General features: G+C 61.6%; 23 protein-coding genes. 8 read left to right on the top strand and 15 right to left on the bottom strand.

Translation table 11 applies throughout. The annotated features are described in order from the left end of the window. The first annotated feature begins 11 nt into the window (after positions 1 to 11). Positions 12 to 2,072, top strand: a complete 2,061-nt coding sequence (gene brxL, locus AC3A3W_RS10585) for a BREX system Lon protease-like protein BrxL (protein WP_487442592.1) — start codon at positions 12 to 14, stop codon at positions 2,070 to 2,072. Positions 2,073 to 2,750: 678 nt separating this feature from the next. Here the strand turns inward: brxL and AC3A3W_RS10580 are convergent. Further along, the gene (locus tag AC3A3W_RS10580; RefSeq protein WP_487442590.1) at positions 2,751 to 3,131 is read right to left on the bottom strand and encodes an SHOCT domain-containing protein; all 381 of its coding nucleotides are present in this window, start codon (positions 3,129 to 3,131) and stop codon (positions 2,751 to 2,753) included. Positions 3,132 to 4,839: 1,708 nt separating this feature from the next. Then, positions 4,840 to 5,718, bottom strand: a complete 879-nt coding sequence (locus AC3A3W_RS10575) for a DUF4839 domain-containing protein (protein WP_487442588.1) — start codon at positions 5,716 to 5,718, stop codon at positions 4,840 to 4,842. Positions 5,719 to 5,923: 205 nt separating this feature from the next. Between AC3A3W_RS10575 and AC3A3W_RS10570 the strand changes: the two genes are divergently transcribed. Together AC3A3W_RS10570 and AC3A3W_RS10565 are read left to right on the top strand one after the other, a co-directional pair. Then, positions 5,924 to 7,033, top strand: coding sequence for a hypothetical protein (locus AC3A3W_RS10570; protein ID WP_487442586.1), 1,110 nt, complete (start codon positions 5,924 to 5,926; stop codon positions 7,031 to 7,033). A 52-nt stretch (positions 7,034 to 7,085) separates the two neighbouring features. Beyond that, positions 7,086 to 7,718, top strand: a complete 633-nt coding sequence (locus AC3A3W_RS10565; protein ID WP_487442584.1) for a uracil-DNA glycosylase — start codon at positions 7,086 to 7,088, stop codon at positions 7,716 to 7,718. A 97-nt stretch (positions 7,719 to 7,815) separates the two neighbouring features. On the opposite strand, the gene AC3A3W_RS10560 is transcribed toward AC3A3W_RS10565, so the two are convergent. Together AC3A3W_RS10560 and AC3A3W_RS10555 are read right to left on the bottom strand one after the other, a co-directional pair. After that, entirely contained in the window at positions 7,816 to 8,271 is a 456-nt protein-coding gene (locus AC3A3W_RS10560; RefSeq protein ID WP_487442582.1) for a hypothetical protein, read from the bottom strand. A 33-nt stretch (positions 8,272 to 8,304) separates the two neighbouring features. Continuing rightward, the gene (locus AC3A3W_RS10555) at positions 8,305 to 9,039 is read right to left on the bottom strand and encodes a tetratricopeptide repeat protein (RefSeq protein WP_487442580.1); all 735 of its coding nucleotides are present in this window, start codon (positions 9,037 to 9,039) and stop codon (positions 8,305 to 8,307) included. A gap of 1,056 nt (positions 9,040 to 10,095) precedes the next feature. Between AC3A3W_RS10555 and AC3A3W_RS10550 the strand changes: the two genes are divergently transcribed. After that, the gene (locus AC3A3W_RS10550) at positions 10,096 to 10,896 is read left to right on the top strand and encodes a response regulator transcription factor (protein WP_487442613.1); all 801 of its coding nucleotides are present in this window, start codon (positions 10,096 to 10,098) and stop codon (positions 10,894 to 10,896) included. Positions 10,897 to 10,947: 51 nt separating this feature from the next. Here the strand turns inward: AC3A3W_RS10550 and AC3A3W_RS10545 are convergent, their stop codons facing one another. From AC3A3W_RS10545 to AC3A3W_RS10530, 4 genes are all read right to left on the bottom strand, one after another. Next, the gene (locus AC3A3W_RS10545; RefSeq protein WP_487442578.1) at positions 10,948 to 11,790 is read right to left on the bottom strand and encodes a GIY-YIG nuclease family protein; all 843 of its coding nucleotides are present in this window, start codon (positions 11,788 to 11,790) and stop codon (positions 10,948 to 10,950) included. After that, positions 11,783 to 12,262: a hypothetical protein gene (locus AC3A3W_RS10540; RefSeq protein WP_487442576.1), complete on the bottom strand. Its 480-nt coding sequence runs from the start codon at positions 12,260 to 12,262 to the stop codon at positions 11,783 to 11,785. The genes AC3A3W_RS10545 and AC3A3W_RS10540 overlap by 8 nt, the downstream gene beginning before the upstream one ends. Before the next feature lie 233 nt (positions 12,263 to 12,495). Further along, positions 12,496 to 13,938 carry a M20/M25/M40 family metallo-hydrolase gene (locus AC3A3W_RS10535; RefSeq protein WP_487442575.1) on the bottom strand — a complete coding sequence of 481 codons (1,443 nt, stop codon included), beginning with the start codon at positions 13,936 to 13,938 and terminating at the stop codon, positions 12,496 to 12,498. Positions 13,939 to 14,292: 354 nt separating this feature from the next. Beyond that, complete coding sequence (locus AC3A3W_RS10530) at positions 14,293 to 15,030, bottom strand: hypothetical protein (RefSeq protein WP_487442573.1); 738 nt, start codon at positions 15,028 to 15,030, stop codon at positions 14,293 to 14,295. Positions 15,031 to 15,211: 181 nt separating this feature from the next. Between AC3A3W_RS10530 and AC3A3W_RS10525 the strand changes: the two genes are divergently transcribed. Beyond that, positions 15,212 to 15,529 (top strand): hypothetical protein, encoded by a 318-nt coding sequence (locus AC3A3W_RS10525; protein ID WP_487442571.1) that lies wholly within the window; start codon positions 15,212 to 15,214, stop codon positions 15,527 to 15,529. 151 nt (positions 15,530 to 15,680) lie between these two features. Here AC3A3W_RS10525 and AC3A3W_RS10520 read toward each other — a convergent pair whose 3' ends face one another. Next, entirely contained in the window at positions 15,681 to 15,836 is a 156-nt protein-coding gene (locus tag AC3A3W_RS10520) for an immunity protein Imm33 domain-containing protein (protein WP_487442611.1), read from the bottom strand. 443 nt (positions 15,837 to 16,279) lie between these two features. On the opposite strand from AC3A3W_RS10520, the gene AC3A3W_RS10515 reads away from it, so the two are divergent. Then, positions 16,280 to 16,849 carry a hypothetical protein gene (locus AC3A3W_RS10515; RefSeq protein ID WP_487442570.1) on the top strand — a complete coding sequence of 190 codons (570 nt, stop codon included), beginning with the start codon at positions 16,280 to 16,282 and terminating at the stop codon, positions 16,847 to 16,849. 716 nt (positions 16,850 to 17,565) lie between these two features. On the opposite strand, the gene AC3A3W_RS10510 is transcribed toward AC3A3W_RS10515, so the two are convergent. Continuing rightward, positions 17,566 to 18,111, bottom strand: a complete 546-nt coding sequence (locus AC3A3W_RS10510; protein WP_487442568.1) for a hypothetical protein — start codon at positions 18,109 to 18,111, stop codon at positions 17,566 to 17,568. A gap of 95 nt (positions 18,112 to 18,206) precedes the next feature. Here AC3A3W_RS10510 and AC3A3W_RS10505 point away from each other — a divergent pair, with 95 nt between their 5' ends. Then, complete coding sequence (locus AC3A3W_RS10505; RefSeq protein WP_487442566.1) at positions 18,207 to 18,860, top strand: helicase associated domain-containing protein; 654 nt, start codon at positions 18,207 to 18,209, stop codon at positions 18,858 to 18,860. Between the two features lie 2 nt (positions 18,861 to 18,862). Here AC3A3W_RS10505 and AC3A3W_RS10500 read toward each other — a convergent pair whose 3' ends face one another. The 5 genes from AC3A3W_RS10500 to AC3A3W_RS10480 are packed head-to-tail and all read right to left on the bottom strand — an operon-like array spanning position 18,863 to position 21,441. Then, positions 18,863 to 19,519, bottom strand: a complete 657-nt coding sequence (locus tag AC3A3W_RS10500; RefSeq protein ID WP_487442565.1) for a hypothetical protein — start codon at positions 19,517 to 19,519, stop codon at positions 18,863 to 18,865. Continuing rightward, positions 19,509 to 20,135 (bottom strand): class I SAM-dependent DNA methyltransferase, encoded by a 627-nt coding sequence (locus AC3A3W_RS10495; RefSeq protein WP_487442564.1) that lies wholly within the window; start codon positions 20,133 to 20,135, stop codon positions 19,509 to 19,511. Before AC3A3W_RS10495 ends, AC3A3W_RS10500 begins: the two co-directional genes overlap by 11 nt. Before the next feature lie 60 nt (positions 20,136 to 20,195). Continuing rightward, positions 20,196 to 20,534 (bottom strand): hypothetical protein, encoded by a 339-nt coding sequence (locus tag AC3A3W_RS10490; protein WP_487442562.1) that lies wholly within the window; start codon positions 20,532 to 20,534, stop codon positions 20,196 to 20,198. A gap of 40 nt (positions 20,535 to 20,574) precedes the next feature. Further along, positions 20,575 to 21,159, bottom strand: coding sequence for a hypothetical protein (locus tag AC3A3W_RS10485; protein ID WP_487442560.1), 585 nt, complete (start codon positions 21,157 to 21,159; stop codon positions 20,575 to 20,577). Between the two features lie 27 nt (positions 21,160 to 21,186). Continuing rightward, positions 21,187 to 21,441: a hypothetical protein gene (locus tag AC3A3W_RS10480; protein WP_487442558.1), complete on the bottom strand. Its 255-nt coding sequence runs from the start codon at positions 21,439 to 21,441 to the stop codon at positions 21,187 to 21,189. A gap of 34 nt (positions 21,442 to 21,475) precedes the next feature. Here AC3A3W_RS10480 and AC3A3W_RS10475 point away from each other — a divergent pair, with 34 nt between their 5' ends. After that, complete coding sequence (locus AC3A3W_RS10475) at positions 21,476 to 21,940, top strand: hypothetical protein (RefSeq protein ID WP_487442556.1); 465 nt, start codon at positions 21,476 to 21,478, stop codon at positions 21,938 to 21,940. The last annotated feature ends 20 nt before the right edge of the window (positions 21,941 to 21,960 follow it).

Genomic DNA, 21,960 nt, shown 5'->3' with positions numbered 1-21,960 from the left:
GGCCGAGCGAGTTGGATCGCAAGATTAACGAACACTTCGCAGGGGCCGTGGTCCGGAAAGACCTCGTCAAGGCGGTTAAGGGCAATGCGATCGTGCCCTCATACGTGCTGGAGTATCTGCTCGGCCAGTACGCGGCATCCGACGACGAGGCCACTATCCAGGCGGGTATCGACAAGGTGCGTGACATCCTCGCCCAGCATTACGTGCACCGCAACGAGTCCGAGCTGGTGAAGTCGAAGATCAAAGAGCGCGGGCGGTACCGGATCATCGACAAGGTCAGCGTCACTCTCAACGAAAAGGACGACGTCTACCACGCCTCGTTCGCGAACCTTGGGATCAGCAGCGTGATCGTGGATTCCGCTACCGTCAATGCCCACCAGAAGCTGCTTGTTGGAGGCGTGTGGTGCCTATGCGACGTCGAGTACTTCCACACCGAAGACAACCGTGTGTCGCCCTGGATTCTTGGGTCCCTCAAACCGATTCAGATGTCGAACTTCGATTACGACGGGTATCTCGATGCACGCGCGAAGTTCACCACCGATGAGTGGATCGACCTGCTGATTCAGTCGATCGGATTTGACCCTGACAAGTTCGGGCGCCGCGGCAAACTGCTGCAGTTGGTGCGCCTGATCCCATTCGTGGAGCGCAACTACAACCTCGTTGAGCTGGGCCCCAAGGGCACCGGCAAGTCGCACATCTACTCGGAGTTCTCGCCGCACGGCATGCTCATCTCGGGTGGAGAGGTGACCGTGCCGAAGCTGTTCGTGAACAACGCAAACGGTCGCCTCGGCCTCGTCGGGTACTGGGACGTCGTCGCTTTCGATGAGTTTGCGGGCAAGAAGAAGCGTACGGATAAGGCGCTGGTCGACATCATGAAGAACTACATGGCGAACAAGTCGTTTTCCCGCGGTGTGGAGACGCTTGGCGCCGAGGCATCGATGGTTTTCGTCGGCAACACCTCGCACACCGTGCCGTACATGCTCAAGCACTCCGACCTGTTTGACGAGCTGCCCGAGAGCTACCACGACCCCGCGTACCTCGACCGGCTGCACTTCTACATCCCCGGGTGGGAAGTCGACACGATCCGGAGCGAGATGTTCTCGACTGGATATGGGTTCGTCGTTGACTACATCGCCGAGGTCCTCAGGTCGATGCGCAATCTCGACTACTCCGACCGCTACCACAAGCACTTCACGCTCGGATCCGACATCTCGACACGTGATCGCGACGGCATCCACAAGACCTTCTCTGGGCTGATGAAGCTGCTATACCCGCATGACCAGGCGACCACCGCAGAGGTCGAAGAGGTACTGCGCTTCGCAATCGAAGGGCGCAAGCGCGTCAAGGACCAGATCCTCCGGATCGACGCCACCATGACGGAAGTGAACTTCGGCTATGAGTCACTCGGCGGTGACTGGTCAGCGGTAACGACGCTTGAGGAAGACGAATACCCGACGCACTACCATCGACGCCACTCGACCCATCCGGCTGGTGGGGCATTGGCCGAGTCGGACGTGCCGGTAGTCTCCACCGGGGCATCATCATCGGTTCCCGCACCCGCGGCCGCCTCAGTTCAGGCGGAACTGTTCCGAGGACAACGGGACTTCCTAGACAACCAGCGGGGTGTCTCCTACGAGAAGCTGCTCATGCCGTACATGCGAGACGCAACAGAGATCGAGCTGCACGACCCGTACATCCGCATGGGACACCAAGGCCGCAATCTCGTCGAGCTGCTCGCACTCATCGCCGCGGCAAAGGACCCGGCAGACGAGGTCACCGTCAACCTCTTCACAGTGCTCGACCAAGACCCCGAGCATCAGACGAAGCAACTCCACATGCTCAACGACATCGTTCAGGGAGCCGCTCAGCAAGGCATCAAGGTCAACGTGGCGAAGGATCCCGGCGGCCACGACCGCTGGATCCGAACCGACACCGGCTGGCGCATCAACCTCGGCCGCGGCCTCGACATCTTCCAGAAGTCAGATGGCGGCTGGTTCGACTTCGGCACGAGTCGCCAGGAGTTCCGCCAGGTTCGCGCTTTCGGAGTCACCTATATTCGCGAAGATGATTGAGCGGATGTTCACGCAGGGGAGACCTTCGGGTTCCTAGGCAGCAACGGATCCGGGAAAACCACCACCGACAACAGGTCTCGGAGGATCCAAACCGCTTATCTCGTCAGGGCCAGGAGGAGCTAGGAGATCCGTTTCAGCACATCACCGAGGTTCGAATGAAGCTCCCTCAACCCGTCAATGTCCAAGTGGAGATTGCCCACAGCTTCGTAATCTCCAGCCTTGAAGAATTGAAGGTCCATCAAAGGTTGTTCGTCTTCCTCTACGTCCTGGCTTGCGACAAACTGACCCAAGCGATGTCCTTCGGGCCACCCAATGCCTGGAACTGAGCGGCAAGTGATCCTTCTGCCGGTTGAGCCGCTTCCTCTTCGCCGTTGTCATATAGGACAACCTGGGTAAAGCAGGAGTCCTCGTAGTCGCTCTTGTGGTCAGAGCACCAGTGTTTATGAGTCCTAGCCTCGGTCATGCTTTCCTCCCCCGTTGAACTGATGATGCTCACGGTAGTGCATGAGCACGTGGGAAGACACCATAACGAGAACTCCTCGCGCAGCGGAGGCAGGGCAGGGCCAGAAAACTTATGCTCTTGCTTCTGTTCCGAACTGTTACTGACCGTTGGTCCTTCTTCTGCCCCATGTCACCCATCCACCGCTTCGCAAGCCGGGGCCTCAAGTAACCTTGGGTCTACATGGAACGCCGCAGCAGGTCCTGCTTCTTCCATTCGAACTCGTCGGGCGTGATCAGGCCACTTTCCCTCAGACCGGCTAGCTCTACGATTTGGCTGGCGACCGTCGGCGCCGTATTAGCCGCAGGGATGGCGGCACGGGAAGCATGCGCTGACCTGAGTATTGCCATAATGATGGCACTGCTAAGGATCACGAGGACGCCGATAAGGATGAGGACCCACACCCATACGGTCGCGGAGGCAATGCTTTCCTTACAGTCGGCGGCGAAGGTGGTCCTTCCGAGCCCGTTGTCCTGGGCGAGGGCGTCCATGTATTCGGCGACGCTGTTCTCCTTGAACGGCGCGCCGCAGTTGCGCCCTGCATCTACGAATCCGTGCATGATCCCCCATAAGATCATGAGTACGCCGGCGATTATGCCCACGAGCCATCCCAGTCCCGCAGTGTTCTTGCGAGGCCCGGTAACCGTCATTGTCTCAACGGGTGTACGGTGCCCGGCAGCCGCTACGGTCTCGAACGGAGCGCGCGGTCCCGGGTGCCCCGGATCTAATGGGGTAATGGTTCGCTGTATACTCTGCGGAAGTGCCGAACGGTCCGTCAAAGGCTCCCAGGCGGTGCCGTCGAAGTAGGCGACTGACGTCGTGTCCTGAATGTGCGTGTACCAACCCTCTTGCATTTTCCCCCCAAATCATTCGAGCGGGAGAGTGCCAGTAAAGGCGTGACAGGCAGACCCGCAGGTTCCAATAGAGTACAGCGACGATGCCGCAGTAGAGCCGATATTGAACGCAGGTTTGGATCAAGATCTTCGCGGGATTCAATCGCTACTGGCGGAGGCGTTAAGGGATCTCCACGAAAACCCCGCGTCCAAATTGTCGACGACTGGCGCTCTGGTGGCCATCCGCCGCGTTACGGTTCTGACCATCAGATCGGAGTATATGGTGGCTACCGGTGGCGGTCGTCACGAGGATCCGGGGCCTCACCGGCGACGCGGATACCGTGCCTGGATCTGATGCCGGGTGGTCCATAATGCGAGGACAGGTGGCTCGGCTGAACCGGAGGCCAGTTCCAGCTAGTTCTGCACGACCCACTCAGCGCGGCTTAGAAAGCCTAGGCCGGGATGTCTACGCAGGGCTTTGATTCCGGCGGGAGACCCAACGATGAGCAGACCGACTGGGAGGTTCCGGGTGATATGCAGTTGGTGGGCGCCGATGAGAACTGGCACCGACGGGGACAACGGTTGGCGAACGTCCCGAAGAATCAGGAAGCCGCTCTCACGCAGAAGGGACGGATCAGGGGCCACCTCGCGGGCGACAAGCTCATAGACGGGCCAACCCGCTTCGCCGACTACTCGTTTAGCCGTTTCTATGACTGCCCTGCAAGCAGCAGGTCCGGAGCACGTAGCGACGGTCAGCAAGGACGGTGTCCCTGGCCCAACGGCAAGGGAATAAGCCAGCTCGGGCGCCCACTCGGCCACGTCCATGCCTGCTACTTTAGGACATAAGCGGCGAGAAGCATGGCCGCGGTCGGCGTAAAGCGGTTCGAGAACCACCCCGAAGTGCTCCGCGCAGTCGACAGCTGGATCAAGGCTGCCCGGCCTGACATCCGCAAGGCAGGCATCAAACCACGGCGCACCAAAGCCAGCGGCCGGCTCTACAGCGCCTTCGCCTGCCCTCCTGCGACAGCACGATGGGGCAGTTCTTCGTCTCGAAAATCCGCACCGAGAAATGGTCCATCCTTAGCAACCCCGGCGGAAAGTCAACGGCGCCGGCCCCGGTACTGACGCCAACCTCGACACCAGTTCGAACCACGGCCCCTGTTCCGGCTCCGACCCCACCCATCCGTGCCGTTATCGCTTCGGGTCCTGTCCGGCCCTTGCAGTGCGGCCTCCACGCGACGCCGAGGGACTGGTGCGACTGGTGCCAGAAAGGCCGGAACCGCCGCTGGGGAGGCGGTTCCCCGCCTGAAGAGAAGCTGTGGCCGAGCAGTTAGAGGCGCGGTTACGTACCTCGTCCGGGTGGTCGTCCGCAGGGGTCATCGCGTCGAAGCGGTCCGGGTCCTCCAGAGAGGTCTCCAGCTGGGTGCTCGCGCCTCTACCGAACTGTGGTGGAGACCGGGGTGAGGAAGAACAGGCAGCCCTGGTTGGCGTTGTACTCGCCGATCTCGGCAGTGAACCGGAAGTTGTCGCCTTCGGCCACATAGGACGGGACGCTCGTTCCGGCGAATTTGAGGTCGAACATGTTCACGTCTTCGTACTTGAACGCAGGGCCCGCTGTGGTCTTCGGTCCTGCGTTGCCGGGCCCGATGAGGATGTCGTATCGGGTCTTGTAGTTCTCATGATGCTTCATGTTGACGATGGAGCCGTCGAACTCAATTTTCCTGCCCTGGTACTTGTCCGCGAACTGCGCCATCGAGGGGGCACAGTAGTCGGTGGCCAGCAAGAGCGCCGCGAAGTCTTCGTTGTTCTTGACGTTGATCACCTGATCGGTGTCTTTAGACGAGGTTGGGGCCGGTTTCTCGTTGACGGCCGCCCCCTCGTCCGAAGCAGGGGCACTGTTCTCCCTACTGGTCACCCGATCAGTTTCAGACGCGGTTGGAGTAGGCGACGGGGTCGGCTTCTCGTTCACGGCCACCGCCTGGGTCGGCTTGGTGGCGCTGTTCTCCTCATTAGTGGAGCCCTTGTCCAGTGCTGCGGCGGTTCCGATGCCGACAGCAGCGAGTAGGAGGAGAATCGCCAGACCTGCCGCGACAATTCGTTGCCTCGCGGGTTCGAGTCCCCGGAACGCGCCCCACGCTTTCGATAGGAATGTCTCGGGCTTCACGCGCCGGAACTTCAGTGTGGTCCGTAGCGTGCCTTGGGTCTGGTCGTAAAGTTCCCAGCCGCCTTCCTGCTGTGCCTTAGCAATAGAGCGGTTCTCCAAACCCCGCGCAGCCTGAACAGATTTGTATTCGTACTTGATGTCGTCCGACATGCGGCTCCCCAACCCTTATCTAAAGTGCCTACGTCTAATGGGACTCGCACCAATGGTTCCCACCGCGCAGTTCGCGGTTCGCTCGATCAGCATAAAGCGTGAACCCGTCCTCTATGATTCGGGACTCGCCTTACCGCTCAATGGAGCGTCCCCACCTGACGACACTCGCTCTCCAAACCAGGCTCACACCGGTTGTAGGCTGGGCTTGGTCTCTTATGAGGTGGAAGCGTTCGATACCGGGCGCGGCACAGAGGGGGAGAAAATGGGCAAAAATCCGGGTCCTTCCGAGTGGGGTCAGGCTAACGGTCCGAAACAAGGCGGCCATCTGCCGCCGATGCCCCAACGACCGCCCCGAGAGCCTAAGCGCCGGCTCAACCGTAAAGCATGGCTCATCGTTGCTGGCGCTGTGGTCATACTCGCCGTCATCGGCAGCCTGCTACCGGACCGCCCCGATCCGACAGGAACGGCTTCCCCAACAACTCTGCCGACACCCGTGACTGCGGCTCCGACGACAACACCGCTGGCGCAGGACCGGCCCACCCTCACACCGACGCGGCGCATAGCGACCTCAACGGCCACCACGCCGCCCACACCTACTCCTACCCCCACAATGAACGCCAGCGAAGCTTCCAACGACTGGTGGTTCGATCGGGGCGGGAACCAGATAAATTCCACAATCAGCGTGCTGGATCGATTTGTAGCAGCAGCCCAGGCTGGCGATTTGGCAGGCGCGCAGTTGTACTGCTCGCGGTTGCAGGCCTACGCATCCACATGGTCGCCGCAGAGCCTCATGACTCTTCCTGACCCGGATCCCGCCGTCGGTTCCGATCTTGTCCAGGCCTTCGATGACGGCAGAACCGGCACCCACATTGCCGCTGACAAGTGCGCCAAGTTTTTCGAAAAGAACGACCAGGGAGCCCTGTCCCAATCCATACAATTTGCCACAGCCGGCTCCTCTGAGTTGGACAAAGTTCAAACCGGTCTGCTTCGCCTCCAGGGGCTCACCCCGCCTGAAGGCCCAAATACGGCTGAAGAAGTCCCCCAGGCACCGTCCGATATGACGGAAGTCCCCCAGACAGAGTGCCTCGGGGCTAGATTCCGGTACGAGAAACTTGCCGGGCTCAGCTGTGATGAGGCGATAGCCGTACTGGACCGAGTGCAAAAGACAGGCACAGGGCAGGGCGCGAGGAACCTCGAAACCAGTGACTATCTTTGCTTCTACGCAAGCTATGGGGAAAGCCGGGAAGGTCAGGCCGACGTCATCTGCCGAAACAAGTCATCGGACAGCGTCTCGTTCGAGGCCTGGTACAAGTAGCCCGGCGCGCTGGATGTCGTGCACCCGTAGGCTGGTTGGCATGGTGCGGAGAATGAAGGACCCCCGGTTCAAAGCAGAGCAACTGTCCGGCAAGTACCAGCCGCACGTCGAACCGGTGAACAGGCTGGTGGACGAGCTGCGGGAAGCCGAACCCCCGGCCGGACGCGGGTGGGCCCCGTATGTAGCCCCAATCCATGGCGGAACCGAGGCGCGGATCCTTAGCATCCTGCGCGACCCGGGTCCCAAAACCCACAAGGACACCGGCTCCGGGATGCTGTGCGTAGAGAATGATGACGACTCCGCCGCCCTGCAGTGCGACCTGCTCGCCTCCGCGGACCTCACCCCAAGGGACCTGACACCCTGGAACGCCTACCCCTGGTTCCGCTATGACCAGAGCTCGGGGTTGAGCAGTCCACAGATCACCGAGGGTCTGTCCCCGCTGCGGCGCATCGTGGACCTTATGCCTGCCCTTGAAGTCGTCCTGCTCCAGGGTGGCGAAGCCCAGACCCTCTGGAAACGCTTCGCCAGGAAGGAGCCCCGGCTGGCTGGCAGGTATGCGGTCGTGGAAACCTACCACCCGGGCCGCACGGCGTTGCGCCATCCCGATCCGGAAGTACGCAAAGCACGGGAGGCGCGCCGGTACGAGGCGTTCCAGGAAGCCAGACAAGCCCTGAAAGATAGCTAGCGAGATGCCATCTCGGAACGAAGTAATCGGCGGTGGCCCCGTGACCACCGCCGATCCCGCAAACTGGGGCCAACAGAAGTCCGCACCTATGCGCTGCCTAGGCGTACGTCAGCGTCATGGTCACTGACGACACCGTGAAGCTGCTGCTGCCAGGGTTGGCCCTCACAAAGAATTTCTCTGATCGGTTGCCGTCCGCGATTTCCCCTAGGAAGGTCGGGTCGTCCATACACAGGGTGCGTGACGAGGTTGGTTTGGTGCCCCCGTTCTGGAAGCCGGGCCCCGAGTCTGTATCGCTGCCCGGAGTGATAGTTAGCCCCTCGCCGGGGTCCAATAGATCGTCCGTGAAGGTGAAAGTCCAACAGACACGTTCAAGCGTGCCGCGGTCTATCTTCTTGCCCTTCAACGTGAGCGAGTTGGTCCCAGATACATGAGGATCACCGCTCAGCTTTAGTTCCTGCGTCTGCTCCGTGGAAGCCACGGCCGGTACTACAGAAAAGGCTGTTAGTCCTAGGACTGCCGCTGTCGTCAAGAACTTGCGTGTCATGGTAGTCATTTTGAGTTTCCTTCGGTGCGTGTAGGCCAGCGCCTACAGAATTTCCAGTGGAGGGGTATGGCTTAATAGCGTTCCAGTTTGTGCAGCTGCGGCTGCGATGGTCGCTCTGACGACACTGCGTTGGTCTAGGCGGCTCAAACTGGCGGCGCAGGTTCTCGAGTTCGGGTGGTTCGGCCCGAGGGTCTGATAAAAGATCGCAAGCGCATGGGCATAGTGGGCACCTGCTTCGCTCACCCGGCCCTGATCCGACTCGAGAGAGGCGATGTTGTTTAGCAGCGCGGCAATCTCCGGGTGTTGCCCGCCCAGTACCCGCTCCTTAATCTGCAGCGCCTGATGATAGCTGGCTGCTGCGGCGTCGAAGTCGCTTCGCTTTTGCAGGACGGACCCCAGGTTGTTCAGCTGCACGGCCACCTCATAGTGCTCCGGACCGTAACGGGCCTCCCAGATTGCACGTGCTGCCATAAGGGCTTCTTCTGCTTCGTCGAGACGGCCCTGCCCGTTCAGCACTGCACCCAGAACAGACATGTCCGCCGCGACGGCGAGTGAGCTCGCCGGCTCTGTGCGCCCACGGATGGTCAAGGCCTCTCGTATTTCTGGCTCCGCCTCAACATAAAGGCCTTGGGCGTGGAAAAGGCCAGCAATGTTGTGGTGGAGCGCCGCCAACTGCCGGGGATCGGTTTCCGGATCGGCCTCAAGAAGCCCTTGCGCCTGGCCGTAAAAGTCAGCGGCATCGCTATACCGACCGGTGTCCTTGGCGAGAATGCCCAAGGCGTTGAGCGTTCCCGCTTGTCTTAGAGGCTCCATCCTGTCCCAATGGTCTAGGGCACGTGCAGACTTCAGAGCCGACGACGCCTCAGCGAACCTTCCGGCCAGCCGAAGGCTCGTCCCGAGTCTGGTAAGCAGTTCAGCCAACCAAGTGTCCCTTGCCGACGACACGGGACCCCGCTGCATGAGGTCCACAGCGCCCTGCAGGTACTCGGCGGACTGGTTGTGACCGCTTGCCTCGCCTGCGATGGAGGCGAGGGTCATCAGTGTGTTAGCCCGGTCGGCAGAGCCACGGAAGCTCTTGGGCTGTTCCGGCAGCAGTACCAACGAACGCTCGGCGGTTCTGGATGCGGTGGCCAGATCTCCTGCCGCAAGAGCGCGAAGGGCCAGGCGGTTCAACCGCTTGGCCCTAACTGTATTGACTCCCAAAACACTAGCGGCTGAGTGGCTCTGCATGGTTCATAGGTATTCCAGACACAGCGGGTCCTGCGACGGACGCTGCGACTCCGAGTGCTGCCAGGGCGGCGAGAACTGTGCGTTTGATGCTTTTCATGGTCTGTCTTCTAACGGGGAATACTATGGCGCTAGTCATGGTGGATTACCGTGACTGGATCTGTTTGTGGCCATTCAGCTGGCTGGTTCAGCGTGGTTTGCCTGGATCCCCGCCAAGGCGGGTGCTGCGGCGGCGGCCGCGAGTCCGACTGCTGCCAGGGCGGCGAGAAGGACGCGTTTGGTGGTCTTCATGATGGAGTGCCTCCTGAAGTCGGGAGAGTTCGGCTAGTTGAGCGATTCGTGCCCCACTCTGCTAGAGCGGGGCAGCCGAAGGAGCACGCTCTGCTTGGAGAGTCGGCTCCTATTGAACATGTTTGCAGGATCCGTACGACCTTCTCTTGTGGCCTACCCCTGCTATAACCAGATTATTTAAGAAGGGCAGCAGGCCCCATACGTACTTATACGTACACGGAGTGGTTGTCAGCCGCAGGAAAGCATTTTCTTGTGTCGCCCTAGCCCATCCAGATCTAAAATTCAGGCGTGGCCGGTAATGACGCGCAGTACCGCATGTGGCTGGAGCTGGTTGGAGAAATCCTTCAACAAGCGCCTGGTATGTGCAGACCGTGCGACGGGCAGCTCCTGGATCTCCTTCTGCAATCATTCAACGGCGCGTGCTCTACGCGCAACTATGTGAGCACTGAATGGGTGGATCACATGGTGTCTAGTTGGCCCCGGGATTATCTTCCCGATGTACCGCCCGGGGACTTTACCCCCGATGCGACGCGGCAACCGCTACTGCGCTGGTATGCAGTGACAGGGCAGACAGAACCGCAGTCCCTTGGACGTATTCCTAATGCAGTAGCCAACAGCAGGCTAAAGGGGGCATGGGATGAGGTCGTCCGGCCCTGGGGCGCGACTAACGAGTTGTCCATACCGATACAGATAGGCGGAAGCGGCCAACACGCATACGTAATCTCCCGCCCTGACCGTGACTTCACCGAGCAAGAGCTTGACGTGGCCAGACTGCTGCAACCAATCCTGACCGGCCTCGCACTGCACCTTGAGCTTGCCCCGACCAGTGCGGAAGCTTCCGTGCAAACTTCTGAATACCGTTTGACGCTTCGGGAGACGGCAATTTTGGCTCTGCTTAGCAAGGGGCTAACCGCAGAGAGCCTGGCGAGGCGGCTCAGCATATCCCCTCGCACCGTAGAAAAGCACTTGGAACACATATACCGCAAGCTGGACGTCTGCGACCGTCTAATGGCCGTCCAAAGGGCATATGAGCTGGGATTGTTGGGACCGGCACCGGCCACACTTCTGCAGAATCAACACCCCCAACCCGAGACAATCCGCGAAGACGGCGACTAGGACGTGGCCCACCGGCATGGGGACAGCGTCTTCGGGTGACGGGCTGAGCCGCTAGTTCAGGTTCATGCCGAACTGCCGGGTGAGGAGTGCCCTCTTGAAATGGGCCTCGGCTGCATCGACCTGCGCGGTCGGTGCGCTCGGCGAGAAGACCTGCAGGATACTGAACTGGAAATGCTGCCGGTGCCGGGCGTCGGCGGCAGCCAGTTCCCGGAGCGCGACGTTGCCGCCGTGGCCATTCCTGGCGTACTCGCTCCAGCGGCCCAGGAAGCGCTCGGCGCCATCGGCCTTTCCCACGTACAGCCTGCCGTTGCTGATGTCGGCGATGAGGTAGATGCCCTGTACGGAGCTGAGGGCCGTCCGCCACTGCCCGTAGCGGTCGTCGGTGATGACGGCCTGGAGTTCGTCGAAGCTGACAAGGAGCGAGTCGAATCCCGGGAACGGAACGCTGGACGGGTCGGAGATCTCGACAACCGTCATGGCGGTTGCCTGGTCACCCGTCTTGGCCCAGTTCACCGTGTCCTTCGTCCACTCGATCACCAGCCGGTCCGCCAGAGCTGCGAACACGAGGGTGGGCCGCAGATCGAAGAAGCGTCGAATGTCGGTGCGCTCTGCCAGGACTTCGCCGTGGTTCTCGTGCGCGGTGATGAACCGTGCGCGCCGGCCGGTCGTGGCGAGGAAGTTCAGCCAGATCCTCGGAGGAGTCGCAGGTAGCTTACTGTTGCGGATGCCCTGTTCCCGCACGTACGGCAGCAGGTTACGTCCCATCGCATCCGCCCGCGTTTTCAACCCATCAGGTTTGAGCGTGTGCCGGATGACCTGCAGGTCATCTGGCGCCAGCCCAGAAGCCCGGAAGAGGTCTCCGAGGCTCAGTTCGCCCGAGTTGCCGTTATTCATGCCCTGCCTTCGTTTCAGTCATTTGCCTCCCGGATCCCGTCAAGCTTACGGCCGTGGGAGTACCCTGCCTCCGAGGAACACCGTCACGGGCCCCCGGCTCGGGCTGACTGCTATCGGCGCTGTCGCATTTCCGGGTAGATGCTCTGAGCACGTAGTAGGCGGACGCGGACCGCCCCCTACTGATCTTGAAGCTGGTCTGAAGATGCCCATCGGGAACCGAGCATCCCGGTGCGAGGTCCACGTAGATGGTCGTTACATCCTGGATGACTTGGAGACTGGTGGCCTTACCTACCTCATTCAAGCCTGCATCACGAAGCGCCGAGCGCTGGCCGACACCGGCCAGCTTCATGTAGCCGGCGAACTGTGACGGCAGGACGAACACGGCGGTCGAGCCGATGGTGCTGATGTGCTTGGTCGGCACCCGGTACTTCACAGCCGGCAGGATCCCGTTCAAGCCGTCGTCGGTCATCATCCACTCTCCAGGTCGTCCAACTGCTGCCCAACAGGAAGGGCCACCCTTCTTTCCAGCAGTGCACTGTCCAGCACACCACTCCGAAGGGCAACCCCGTCAGCCATCGTACAGGCCGAGGGTGGACGGCTTTAGGGAAGCTGTCGTAAGCCGAGCACCTAGGAGCGGGACTTGTCCCGAAGCACGCCGCGGGTCGGATCATCGATCGAGCTCGCAAGGAAATGGAGAAGGTTGCTTCAAGTCTGCCCGTAGGTGTGGACGGGACGGTGAGCCTGCGCCATCCGGGGACTCTGGCAGAGGGCGGCGAGAAACAGGGCTTCGGCAAGGATCGCGTTTCGCAGTTCGCCCAAGTGAACGGATTCGTTGGCTCCATGCGCACGCGAATCGGGGTCTCTGGGTCCCGTCAGCAGGATGGAGGAGCGGGGATGGTGCCGGCTCAGTTCGGCCACGAACGGGACCGACCCGCCAGTGCCTCTGGTCACCGCCTCTGCTCCCCAGGCCGCCCCGAGTGCCCACAGGGCTGTCTGCGCCATTCGGTCGCGCGGCGCCACCGCGAAGGGCTTGGTCTTTGTGCCCGGAGTAAATGTCACTTCGGCGCCAAAGGGGGCGTGCTTCAGGGTGTGCCGGCGGACCGCTTCCATGGCCTCGTCCGGGTCATTACCTGGCGGAATCCGGAGGCTGAATTTAGCGGCAGCCGTTGGAATCAGGGTGTTCGGGGCTGTTGCTATGGGCGGGGCATCGACTCCGACGAAGGACAACGCGGGCTTGCTCCACAGCCGGGAGCTGATCTTTCCTGTGCCGGCCAGCTGAATGTGATCCGGGACACCGGCATCACGCCGGAAATCCTCCTCGGAGAAATCCGGACCTTCGGTGCTTGCCGTGACGAGGCCTTCCACCGCGACCGAACCGTCTTCGTGGTGGAACGTGGCCATCAGGCGGGCAAGGACGGTGGGGGCATCGAGGGCGGGGCCGCCGAAGCTCCCGGAATGCAGCGCATGATCCAGGGTTCGCACCTCGATGGTCCCGTCGACCAGTCCTCTCAGGCTGGTAGTGAGCGCAGGAGTTCCGATTTTCCAGCTGCCCGCGTCAGCAACGATGGCTGCCTCTGTCTGGAAGCGCGGCTTGTGCTGTGCAAGGAGGGCAGGCAGCGTGGGCGACCCCGATTCCTCCTCTCCTCCGATGAAGAAGGTAAGGCCCATGCCGTGGCCCGGTCCCAGGACTGCGTCCAAGGCCCGTACAGCAGCAACATGCATGAGGATTCCGGCTTTGTCATCGGCCGAGCCCCGCCCCCACAGGCGTCCATCCCTCACCACAGCCACAAACGGGTCTCTCTCCCATTCCCCGGCCGGGCCAGGCGGCTGGACGTCGTGGTGGGCGTAGAGCAGCACCGTGGGCATGCCGGGTGCGGCAGGCCTGGCGGCGAAGACCCCGGGTGCCCCCGGTACACCTGCCGGGTCGGTGGCGCGGATGATTTCCGCGTCAGCAAAACCTGACTCTTGGAGCAGCTTCCGGACGTTTCCCGCACTTTGCTCCAGGGCACTCGGGTCGAAGTCGGGCCAGGCGATGCCGGGCACCGCGACCAGCCCTGCCAGGACGTTCACCGTCCCTGGCATCCCGGCATCAACGGCGGATGCCAGCCTTGCCACGGTCTCCCGCGGCAGCCTGCCTGCGTCTTTCATGCCATGGCTCCGACCGCGCCGCTTCGTGAATCGATAGAGATAAGCACTTCTCTTTTCGTTGCTGGAAGCAGTTTGACTTATCCGGAGCAGTCTCTTTTCCCGACTCGAAGTGTCAGCACGCCCATCCCTACGACGGTCAGCGAGCTATATTACTGGGCCCACTGATGTCGCACCGGCTGCTACTAGTGGTGCCTGCCTTGGGCTGGCACAATTGCGTCGAGCTGCAACGGCACCGCTCGACGGCCTGCGAACAAGCCGTCCAGCGAGTCCTGATCCATCGGCACCAGCACCCAGTCTTCCCGTTGATCGAGTGCGGAGTCCAAGCCTTCCTCGGTTTCGCACAAGTGCAGGGATCTACCATTGGCCCTCGAACGCCGCAGAAAAATCCGTTTCCGGGTTCGGGCCAGGAATAGTGATCCGGACTTGTTGACCGTCCTGACCCTTCGGGACAGCAGCCCCTACATAAATGCTTCGCGTCTCACTTGGACCAATCGTGCCCAAGTTACTAGGCCCCAGGAGGCCATCTGGGTCGGGAACGAGCTGCCCCACGATCCCAGTTTCGCCGAACTTGATTACGGGCTTGGACATATGTGAAGCATTCAGTGGGGCTGGGCTCCCGTTGTACACCGTGATTTGAAAAACCGCACCTTGGCCCGTTGTCTCAGGATTGGGCGTGAGCTCCCTAAATCCTGCCCTGGTAACTGACACGGAAACCCCGCTTTGGTAGCGCGTGGAACCACCGAACTGTGCTGGCTTGAGGTCGGGAAAGCAGGCGAGGACACCGTGAAGCCTGCCCAGATCAAAAGCACCAATCCGCTCAAAGGGGTCACCATGATCGGCGCTTCGTGTCCACGAGGTTTCGTCTGCCAACGTGCTTAGTGCGCTGGCGAGTTCCTTCTGATCTCCGGTTTCAAGAATGAGGTCTCCGTCTGCGGCTGCGCCGAAGAGCACGGCTCCAGCCAAGCAATCGGCCTGCAATTCCTCAGCGACTGCAGTAACGAATCTGCCAAGTCGGGCTTGTACCGCGTGGCCCCATTCATGCGCAATCACGAGATAGGGCCACGAGTCCCCCTTTGCGTAGCCGTCGCTCATCAGGCTTACATCCCATGCAATGGAATCGTCAGGGCGGCAGTAGGAGGCGTTTTCAGCCGGCAGTTGCTCCGCGTCGCAGTAAGGGGCATCCGGCGACGTCCCGTCGTATGTGCCGATAACGTGGGGCGGCGTGTAACGGCCGGGAAAGTATTCGCTCCAGTGCCTGGCCCAGAATTTGTCTGTGACCCTTTGGGCCGCTTGGATGTCCGCCAAGAGTCCAGGTGCAGCGACGGGAGCCACCGATACCGGAGGCGGCGCGGGGGCGGTGACGGTGACAGTCGCAACCGGCAACGTCGTCGATGGTGTGATTGTTGGACTGGGCGTGGAAGCGAAGGCTGTCGCCGTCGGTGCGGGGGCTCTTGGGTCAGTTCCCTTCCAGGCCGGTTGCGCGATGACGATTGCGGCAAGTCCGACGGCCGCTACTGAGACCGTCAGAAGGATGACGATCCAAACGGTCCGCACCCTATTCTTCGGCGTCGGGTTCATGTGTGAACAGTAGCGGATACGGCGGAAACCGATCGAGCATTTCGCGTTGCTCGTAGCCGACGCAAGAATCGAAGCCTTCCGGATCCGCGAGGGGGCAGACCTTACTTGGGACGCCGATGAGGAAAATCGGTCGGACGGGTATGCCTAGATACCCGTGCCTGCGTTTAACAAAGTGCCCAGATGTACCAGCCCGTCGTGTCGCCGACAGGCGTGTGGCGGAGTCCGTGCACGGGAAGCGCCCCCCCCCGTGTGCGTTGCGGGAGATCCCGACCTTCATCTTCTCGCCTGGAGGCAGCGGAACCGCACCGAGTCTCATGCAGATAGCGGCCTGGGACAAATCAGTCGTGCCGTTCACGAGAACTCTCGTTCGCTTCGGGTCAAAACGAACCAGCCGCTGAAGCGCTTCGGCATCTACTCCCCTGGTCCCCAGTCGTTGATGCCGACTCTACCGGCCCTCAGGGCGAGGATGGACAGCGACGGCTGATTGCTGGATCCTCAGGTACAACAAGAGACTGGGACTATTTGGGGACGGGCGGGCTGGCAATATGGGACCCAATGTCTATCTGGCGGCCGTTGCCTGCTTCGTCCTGGCTGCTGCGTGCTCCTTTGTCGGGGTGGCCATACGGCGGACGCAAGGCGGCCAGTCCACGGGGGAAGCCCCGTTGGCCGCGGCCAGGTTCCGGTTCGCGATGCTGTCCGCGGCGGTGTTCAGCCTGGCTGGGGCTGCCCTGATGTTCAGCACTCTCCCCTGGGGACCAGGATCATGAGCGTCAATAAGGAAGATGGCTGGCGGGCGCTGGTGCGGCGTTCGCCTAACTGGCTGATCGTCGTTGCGATCGCCGTCGTGTACACCGCCCTGATTCTGGGCATGGATCTCCTCAAGGGCGAGGAGATCGTGCCCGAGAAGGCCGCCCTCACGGCCATCATCGGAGTGGGCCTCGGCTGCTTCGCCATCTGGATCAACCGCTGGCGGCAGGCCAGAGATAGTAGGAAGCCCGAAGGGACGGTCAGCACGCCCCGGATTCAGCAGGCCATTTCCAGTGGCCAGCTCCCGGAACATGCCACTGCCGAACAGTGGGTCCCCGAGTTGCAGAAGATCGTCCGGCAGGAGAGGCACTGGGCCTGGGGCGGACCGCTCTTCTTCGGCCTGTTCACTGCCATGGGGATCTTCCTCATCTTCGATGATCCGGCACATCCGTGGTTCGGCGTGTTTATCTCGGCCGGCTTCTTGGGAGCAGCCGTCTGGTACCCGATCTGGGTACGGCGCCGGCGCGCCGGGATCAATGGACTCATTGCCGAGCTCGAGGACAAGCCTCAAGCGCCAGCGCCATGATCTGCAGTGAAATTCCTGGGTCTCTGCACCACACGTCCGCCATGCCCCACCGATGCCTGTCTGTCGTCTGGCAGACTGCTCTCCATGACGTTTGACGCAGCGAAAGTGCCCGGGGGCGACGTAGGCCGTTGGGGTGAGGAATGCCGCGTCAATCACTTCGTGGCGTCGGCAATCAGGATTGGCGGGAGATTTACGACTGGACCAGGAGTTGGGTCGGCTGGGGCGGTGGCGGGTCGCTTCCCGACACGTGGCTCCTGTATGCGGCCTCGGCCATCCTGCACAAGCAGCCAAAGACCGCCGTGCACTCCCTGGATCTGGGGCTTCGCATTTGGCTGGCAGGGCCCGAGGACAGGGCAGCACTGTGGCCTCCTGATCTGGAGCGACTTGAAAGATCCCAAGACGGCTCAGCTCGACTTGGAATCGTCACTTCAGGGCGCTCCTTCCTGGGCGGCACCTGCGCCGGACGAGACTCTGGAGATGTGTCGGCAGGCGGCGTCGATCAGTCGAAAGCGGGTGCCGTCCGTCGGGCCCAGGCCGGCATTTGAGGGCCCCGAGCCCGCGCCGTCGACGGTTGCGCCCGAGGTTGGCCAGCGGGAGGACGGTTCCGAACCGGCTGTCTGGGGAGAGATCAGCTCCTTCTTCTTGAGCGCAAGGTGACAGGAGCTGCCGGCCGAGGAAACTCGCGGGGTGCATCTCCTTCAAGCTGCTCGCCGGCTCTAGCCATCGCGCAGGCACCGCTCGGCGAGCAGGTCCAGGCTCGCGGGAGAAGCCGCCAACTCCACAATCCCCCTATCGGTAGCAAGCGTGATGACTTTCCCTCGGGGAAAAGCTGACCACGGGGCCTTCACAAGCTCACCCACCGGCCGCGGCTCTGAGTAGATTTCGACAGGGCCGGCCAAATTACCAATCACACCAGTCTTCGCTTGGAACATGAGACGTTGTGGTTCTGCTTTCGCATATCCAAGCGCCCATCTTCCCTTGAGCGAAGACCCGAGCTCACGATGGGCGCATGCAAACAGCCCGAGTTGTGCGTCCCGTGCCGCACGCCGCTTCTTGATGGGGATGAGAGGCAGTGCGACCAAGACCGAAATGGCAGCGACGGCCAAAGCGATAATGACCAGTGAGAGCCAGTACCCCACTCTGTCGTTCAAGGGATATAACACCAGTACGAGCAGGCCCACGGTCAGCATGGTGAAAACATTTGCGTCGTAGGCCTTCTCAATCCAGCCTCTGGGCGTCGGCTCCAGGTTCTGTTCGATCACGGATAATGCCTGACCTTCCTGTATATGGCGCCACTCTAAACCCTGGCCCCTGCGCATCCTAAGGGGATGCTGGGACGGATGGCAGGATGGGTCCCGTGGCGAAGACGAGGCGGGACGCGGCTCCGAATGCGGAGTGGGTGCTGATGTATCGGGCTGGCCTCACGAAGGCACGGATCGCAGAACTCGTGCGAGCCCCTGCCTCGACGGTGGGCTACCACCTTCGGGTCGCGGCCGCTGCGGATCCCGGACTGCGCCAGGAGCATGAAGCGGCTGTCGCCAGGAAAACCATGGTGACGGCCCAGGGCCTGGAGCGCATGCAGCAGCTGGTGGCCCTGGTGCAGGAGACGGGGCGATACCCGTCCCGGAACGCTGAGAGCACCTCTGAACGCACCCTGGCGGACTGGCTTCAGCGAAGGCGGGGGGATGCGCGGGCAGGAACACTGGCGCCAGCCTTCCGCGATGGTCTGGCAGTCCTGCCGGGCTGGGAAAGCAAGCCGCGTGCAGAGGCCGACGAGGACAGGTGGCAGGGGCGGCTTACGGCATTGACCACATACCGGGCAGCAGGCAATGACTGGCCACGGCATAAGGCATTCATCACCGGCGAAGAGCATGAGCTGGGCGTCTGGCTGCACACCCAGCGGTACAAGGCCCGCCGCGGGGAGCTCGACACCCAAAAGGCTGAAGCCCTGGACACCGCCGTCCCCGGGTGGCGAACAGGCAGGCAGCGCGGCCGGACGCCGGGCGGTTAGTCTCAGCCATGACAGAGGGGGGATGACCGGTCAATTCTTGTCTTGGGGTCTTCTATCCACAGCTGTTTGGCGGCGGCGATTACCTCGTCGAGGCGAATCTGGCGTGAGCGGCTTAGCACCCACGAGCAGGCCGCGTGCATCTCGTCAGGCACGCTAGTGTTCGAGACGGCGAAGAATAATGCCGGATCGATGGCGTCGACGACCTTCCTTACCAAGGTCGAAATTTCTGCGTGGGCAAGCACATTCTCGTGAAAATGACCTCGTGCGCGACTTTGGTCCGAGTCTTTGTGTTTCTCCAACACATTCATCGGGGCATTCAGCTCCACGACGCCAAAGAACCCGAGATCACGCGAACGGGCCGATGCCGCTGCGTCGTCAAAAAGGTCAACGATTCCAGGATCAGCAAGGAAGCGCAGCCGGGCAAATGCCAGAAGGTAGATGACACCGGAATCGACGAGAACCCTCCCGTGGCCTCGCGGAGGAAGCTGTGCAAGGACGTGATGCAGGACGGCCTTCTGCCGTCGCAGGCCTGGAGCAGGGAGCCTGCCCGTTTCGTTTAGCTCCAGGAGCGGTTCTGAAACTGTAGCGACTGAAGAATCCAGTGCGGCAAGAAACGTAGTCTTGCCGACGGCCGGAGGCCCAATAACCTCAATCGTCATCGAACCTCCCGGCGCCACTGGTTCGGCGGGCGATCATAGCCGCATGAGGACGACGGCCAGGATCTGTGCGCGTGTGCACCTCCAGGACGTCGAATCCGGCGCGGCCAAGCATGGCTGCCATGCCGTCAACGGACCAAGAGTAGGCTTTGGTCACTGCATGGGGGAACGCCTCACCGTCGGCCCCCTCAAAGAACCCCACGAGGACGCTTCCACCCAAGCTGATGCAGCGCCCGAACTCGCCCAAAGCGGGCTGGACCTCTCCAGGACGGAGGTGGATGAGGGAGTACCAGGCCAGGATCCCGCCGAGCTGTCCGTCATCGGCACCCAATTCAGAGAACGATCCGACACGGAACGTCGTCTCCGGGAAACGCAGCCTGGCCTGCTCAATGAACGAGGGAACGAGATCGACGCCTTCGACGTCGGCGCCGTGGCTTCTCAGGAACGCGCTCCAGTGACCGGGGCCGCAGCCTGCATCAACGACCGGACCGACTAGCGACCGCGCCCAGCCTGCAACAAACCGTTGGTCCTCCTCGTGTGCATTGTCCACCGATCCGAACAGAGAGCTGTATTCGGAAGCCCGGCCCGCGTACGCATCACGCACCTCTATCTCCGCCATCAGCTCCGACCCTATACGACTCCGATCTACCTGCATGGTCCTTCATGCCCGTGCTCGCCGCTATTCGGCGATGACGCCACCTTCGACCAGCCGGAGACTGGTAGCCGAACTTGGGGCGGTGTTGATGGCTTCTTCAACGTGGACCGAAAACATAGCGATGGACGCCTTTTCCAGGTTCCAACCGGGCCACATCGAGCGCCACGCCGCGTCATCGATGATGATACGGACCCGTATCTGGTCCAGGGAGTCGGCAAAGGTGAACGATCGAGGTTCTTGGTCCTCGCTATCGGCAGGACTGATGATGGCCACGGTGCCATCCTTTTCGACGGAAACTGAGCCTACATCGGCTAGCCCGTTCTTCAGGTCCACTTCGAAAGCCTCGAAGTCAATTGATGGCACGGCGCTCCTCCAATCCTTGTGCCCTATGGTCTGACTGCGGTTATCCCTGAGCCCATGGTGATTCTCCGCCGCCTTTGATGCTGGCCTTGATGTACTCCAGAGCTTCCAGGTCGTCAGTGTTCGGTTCGCTGCGGACAATGGCGAGCGACTGCACCATGTGCCCCAGATCGACCGACGTGATCGTGTTCGTGTAAACGCTGACCGTTAGTGTTCCCGTGAACCGGGGATCTTCCAAGTTTGTGAGCGCCGCGATCAGCGATCCGGGCTCCTCCACCAGTGGCCGGCTGGCGTCTATCTGCCAGTCATCATGCTCCCGGCCCAGGAAGGTCGAGTACCGCGGCAACACCAGTGACCATGGAGGACGACGGGGCGGCAGGCCACCCCTGTCAGGGGCTTCCTCGAAATAACCGGAGTCCTCCTCAAACCGCATTCCCCACGGCGCCTGAAGGAACCGGCCTCCACCGTCGAGGGTGATCTCCCAGAATCCCCCAGGGAAGTGACGGAACGAGCCCGTCTCGCCCTCCACTCCCGAGTCGCTCCTGAACCTGGTGGCAAAGTCCCCGGCGACAAATCCCGGATCGGCGTGGGCGAGGAGTCCGATCAGCTGCTGATGGTTCGGGATCATGAGAAGTAGCGTAGCTGTATTCCGAGGCTATGGGTCGCGCATGACCCCTGTTATGGCCCGGACCTGGTCCAGACGCCTCTGGTAGTAGGTCGCGGCCAGGATGCTGAAGACAGAAATAGCCATGGATCCCCAGGCGCTGAGCGGGACGCGGTTTTCGGACTGATGCTCGGAGATGGTCAGAGCCGCGTTGCCGAGGTAGAGGATGGCAAAGACGATCAGCCAGGTGCGGGCGAAGCTGAAGTCTTCCTTGCTGAGGGCCTTGCGTCTAAACCACCTGACCATGGCCAGACTGTAGCAGTCGGAACAGAGCTACTCTATGGCTATGGCCACGGGGGCAGGCAAAGACGCCAACAAGTACGAGTGGCAGTCCTGGCCGCCGGATTCGCTCGAGGGCATGCCGCCGAAACGCAGACGCCTGGCGGGCTGGGCGGTGATCTTCTGGTTCCTTCTCCTTGGCGGGCTGCTCGGGCCTGCCTTTGAGGCAGTGGGCGTTGCACAGCCGTGGCGCTCACTGCTCGTGGCCGCTGTGCTGGCCGCCGTCTTCGTGCCTCTTATCCGGGCGGCCGTCCTCGAAACACGCCAGCTGCGCGCCGAAGGGATTGAACTGCCCTCATGTCCGGTCACCCGCAAATCGCTGATCTCCGCGGCGGTCATTGCGGGCGTTCTCTGGATCACATTTGGCATCGCGATAAGCACGGGCCAACTCGTCTTCCCGCTGCTACCGATAGCCTGCACCGTCTGGCTAGTCTTTCTGGTCCGGCGATGGATGATGGGACCATGAACGGGGATATAGCTTTCGGC

The organism is Arthrobacter sp. Soil_N43 (assembly GCF_057655195.1).
This window is presented reverse-complemented; position numbering and strand designations above follow the sequence as displayed.

Coding starts and splice junctions, on each gene's coding strand:
- AC3A3W_RS10565 (WP_487442584.1), top strand. CDS start 7,086: ATGAAGGACCCCCGGTTCAAAGCAGAGCAACTGTCCGGCAAGTACCAG.
- AC3A3W_RS10475 (WP_487442556.1), top strand. CDS start 21,476: ATGGCTATGGCCACGGGGGCAGGCAAAGACGCCAACAAGTACGAGTGG.
- AC3A3W_RS10530 (WP_487442573.1), bottom strand. CDS start 15,030: ATGAGCGACGGCTACGCAAAGGGGGACTCGTGGCCCTATCTCGTGATT.
- AC3A3W_RS10580 (WP_487442590.1), bottom strand. CDS start 3,131: ATGCACGGATTCGTAGATGCAGGGCGCAACTGCGGCGCGCCGTTCAAG.
- AC3A3W_RS10500 (WP_487442565.1), bottom strand. CDS start 19,519: ATGACGATTGAGGTTATTGGGCCTCCGGCCGTCGGCAAGACTACGTTT.
- AC3A3W_RS10535 (WP_487442575.1), bottom strand. CDS start 13,938: ATGAAAGACGCAGGCAGGCTGCCGCGGGAGACCGTGGCAAGGCTGGCA.
- AC3A3W_RS10480 (WP_487442558.1), bottom strand. CDS start 21,441: ATGGTCAGGTGGTTTAGACGCAAGGCCCTCAGCAAGGAAGACTTCAGC.
- AC3A3W_RS10485 (WP_487442560.1), bottom strand. CDS start 21,159: ATGATCCCGAACCATCAGCAGCTGATCGGACTCCTCGCCCACGCCGAT.
- AC3A3W_RS10515 (WP_487442570.1), top strand. CDS start 16,280: ATGAGCGTCAATAAGGAAGATGGCTGGCGGGCGCTGGTGCGGCGTTCG.
- AC3A3W_RS10540 (WP_487442576.1), bottom strand. CDS start 12,262: ATGATGACCGACGACGGCTTGAACGGGATCCTGCCGGCTGTGAAGTAC.
- AC3A3W_RS10560 (WP_487442582.1), bottom strand. CDS start 8,271: ATGACTACCATGACACGCAAGTTCTTGACGACAGCGGCAGTCCTAGGA.
- AC3A3W_RS10550 (WP_487442613.1), top strand. CDS start 10,096: ATGTGGCTGGAGCTGGTTGGAGAAATCCTTCAACAAGCGCCTGGTATG.
- AC3A3W_RS10575 (WP_487442588.1), bottom strand. CDS start 5,718: ATGTCGGACGACATCAAGTACGAATACAAATCTGTTCAGGCTGCGCGG.
- AC3A3W_RS10495 (WP_487442564.1), bottom strand. CDS start 20,135: ATGGCGGAGATAGAGGTGCGTGATGCGTACGCGGGCCGGGCTTCCGAA.
- AC3A3W_RS10545 (WP_487442578.1), bottom strand. CDS start 11,790: ATGAATAACGGCAACTCGGGCGAACTGAGCCTCGGAGACCTCTTCCGG.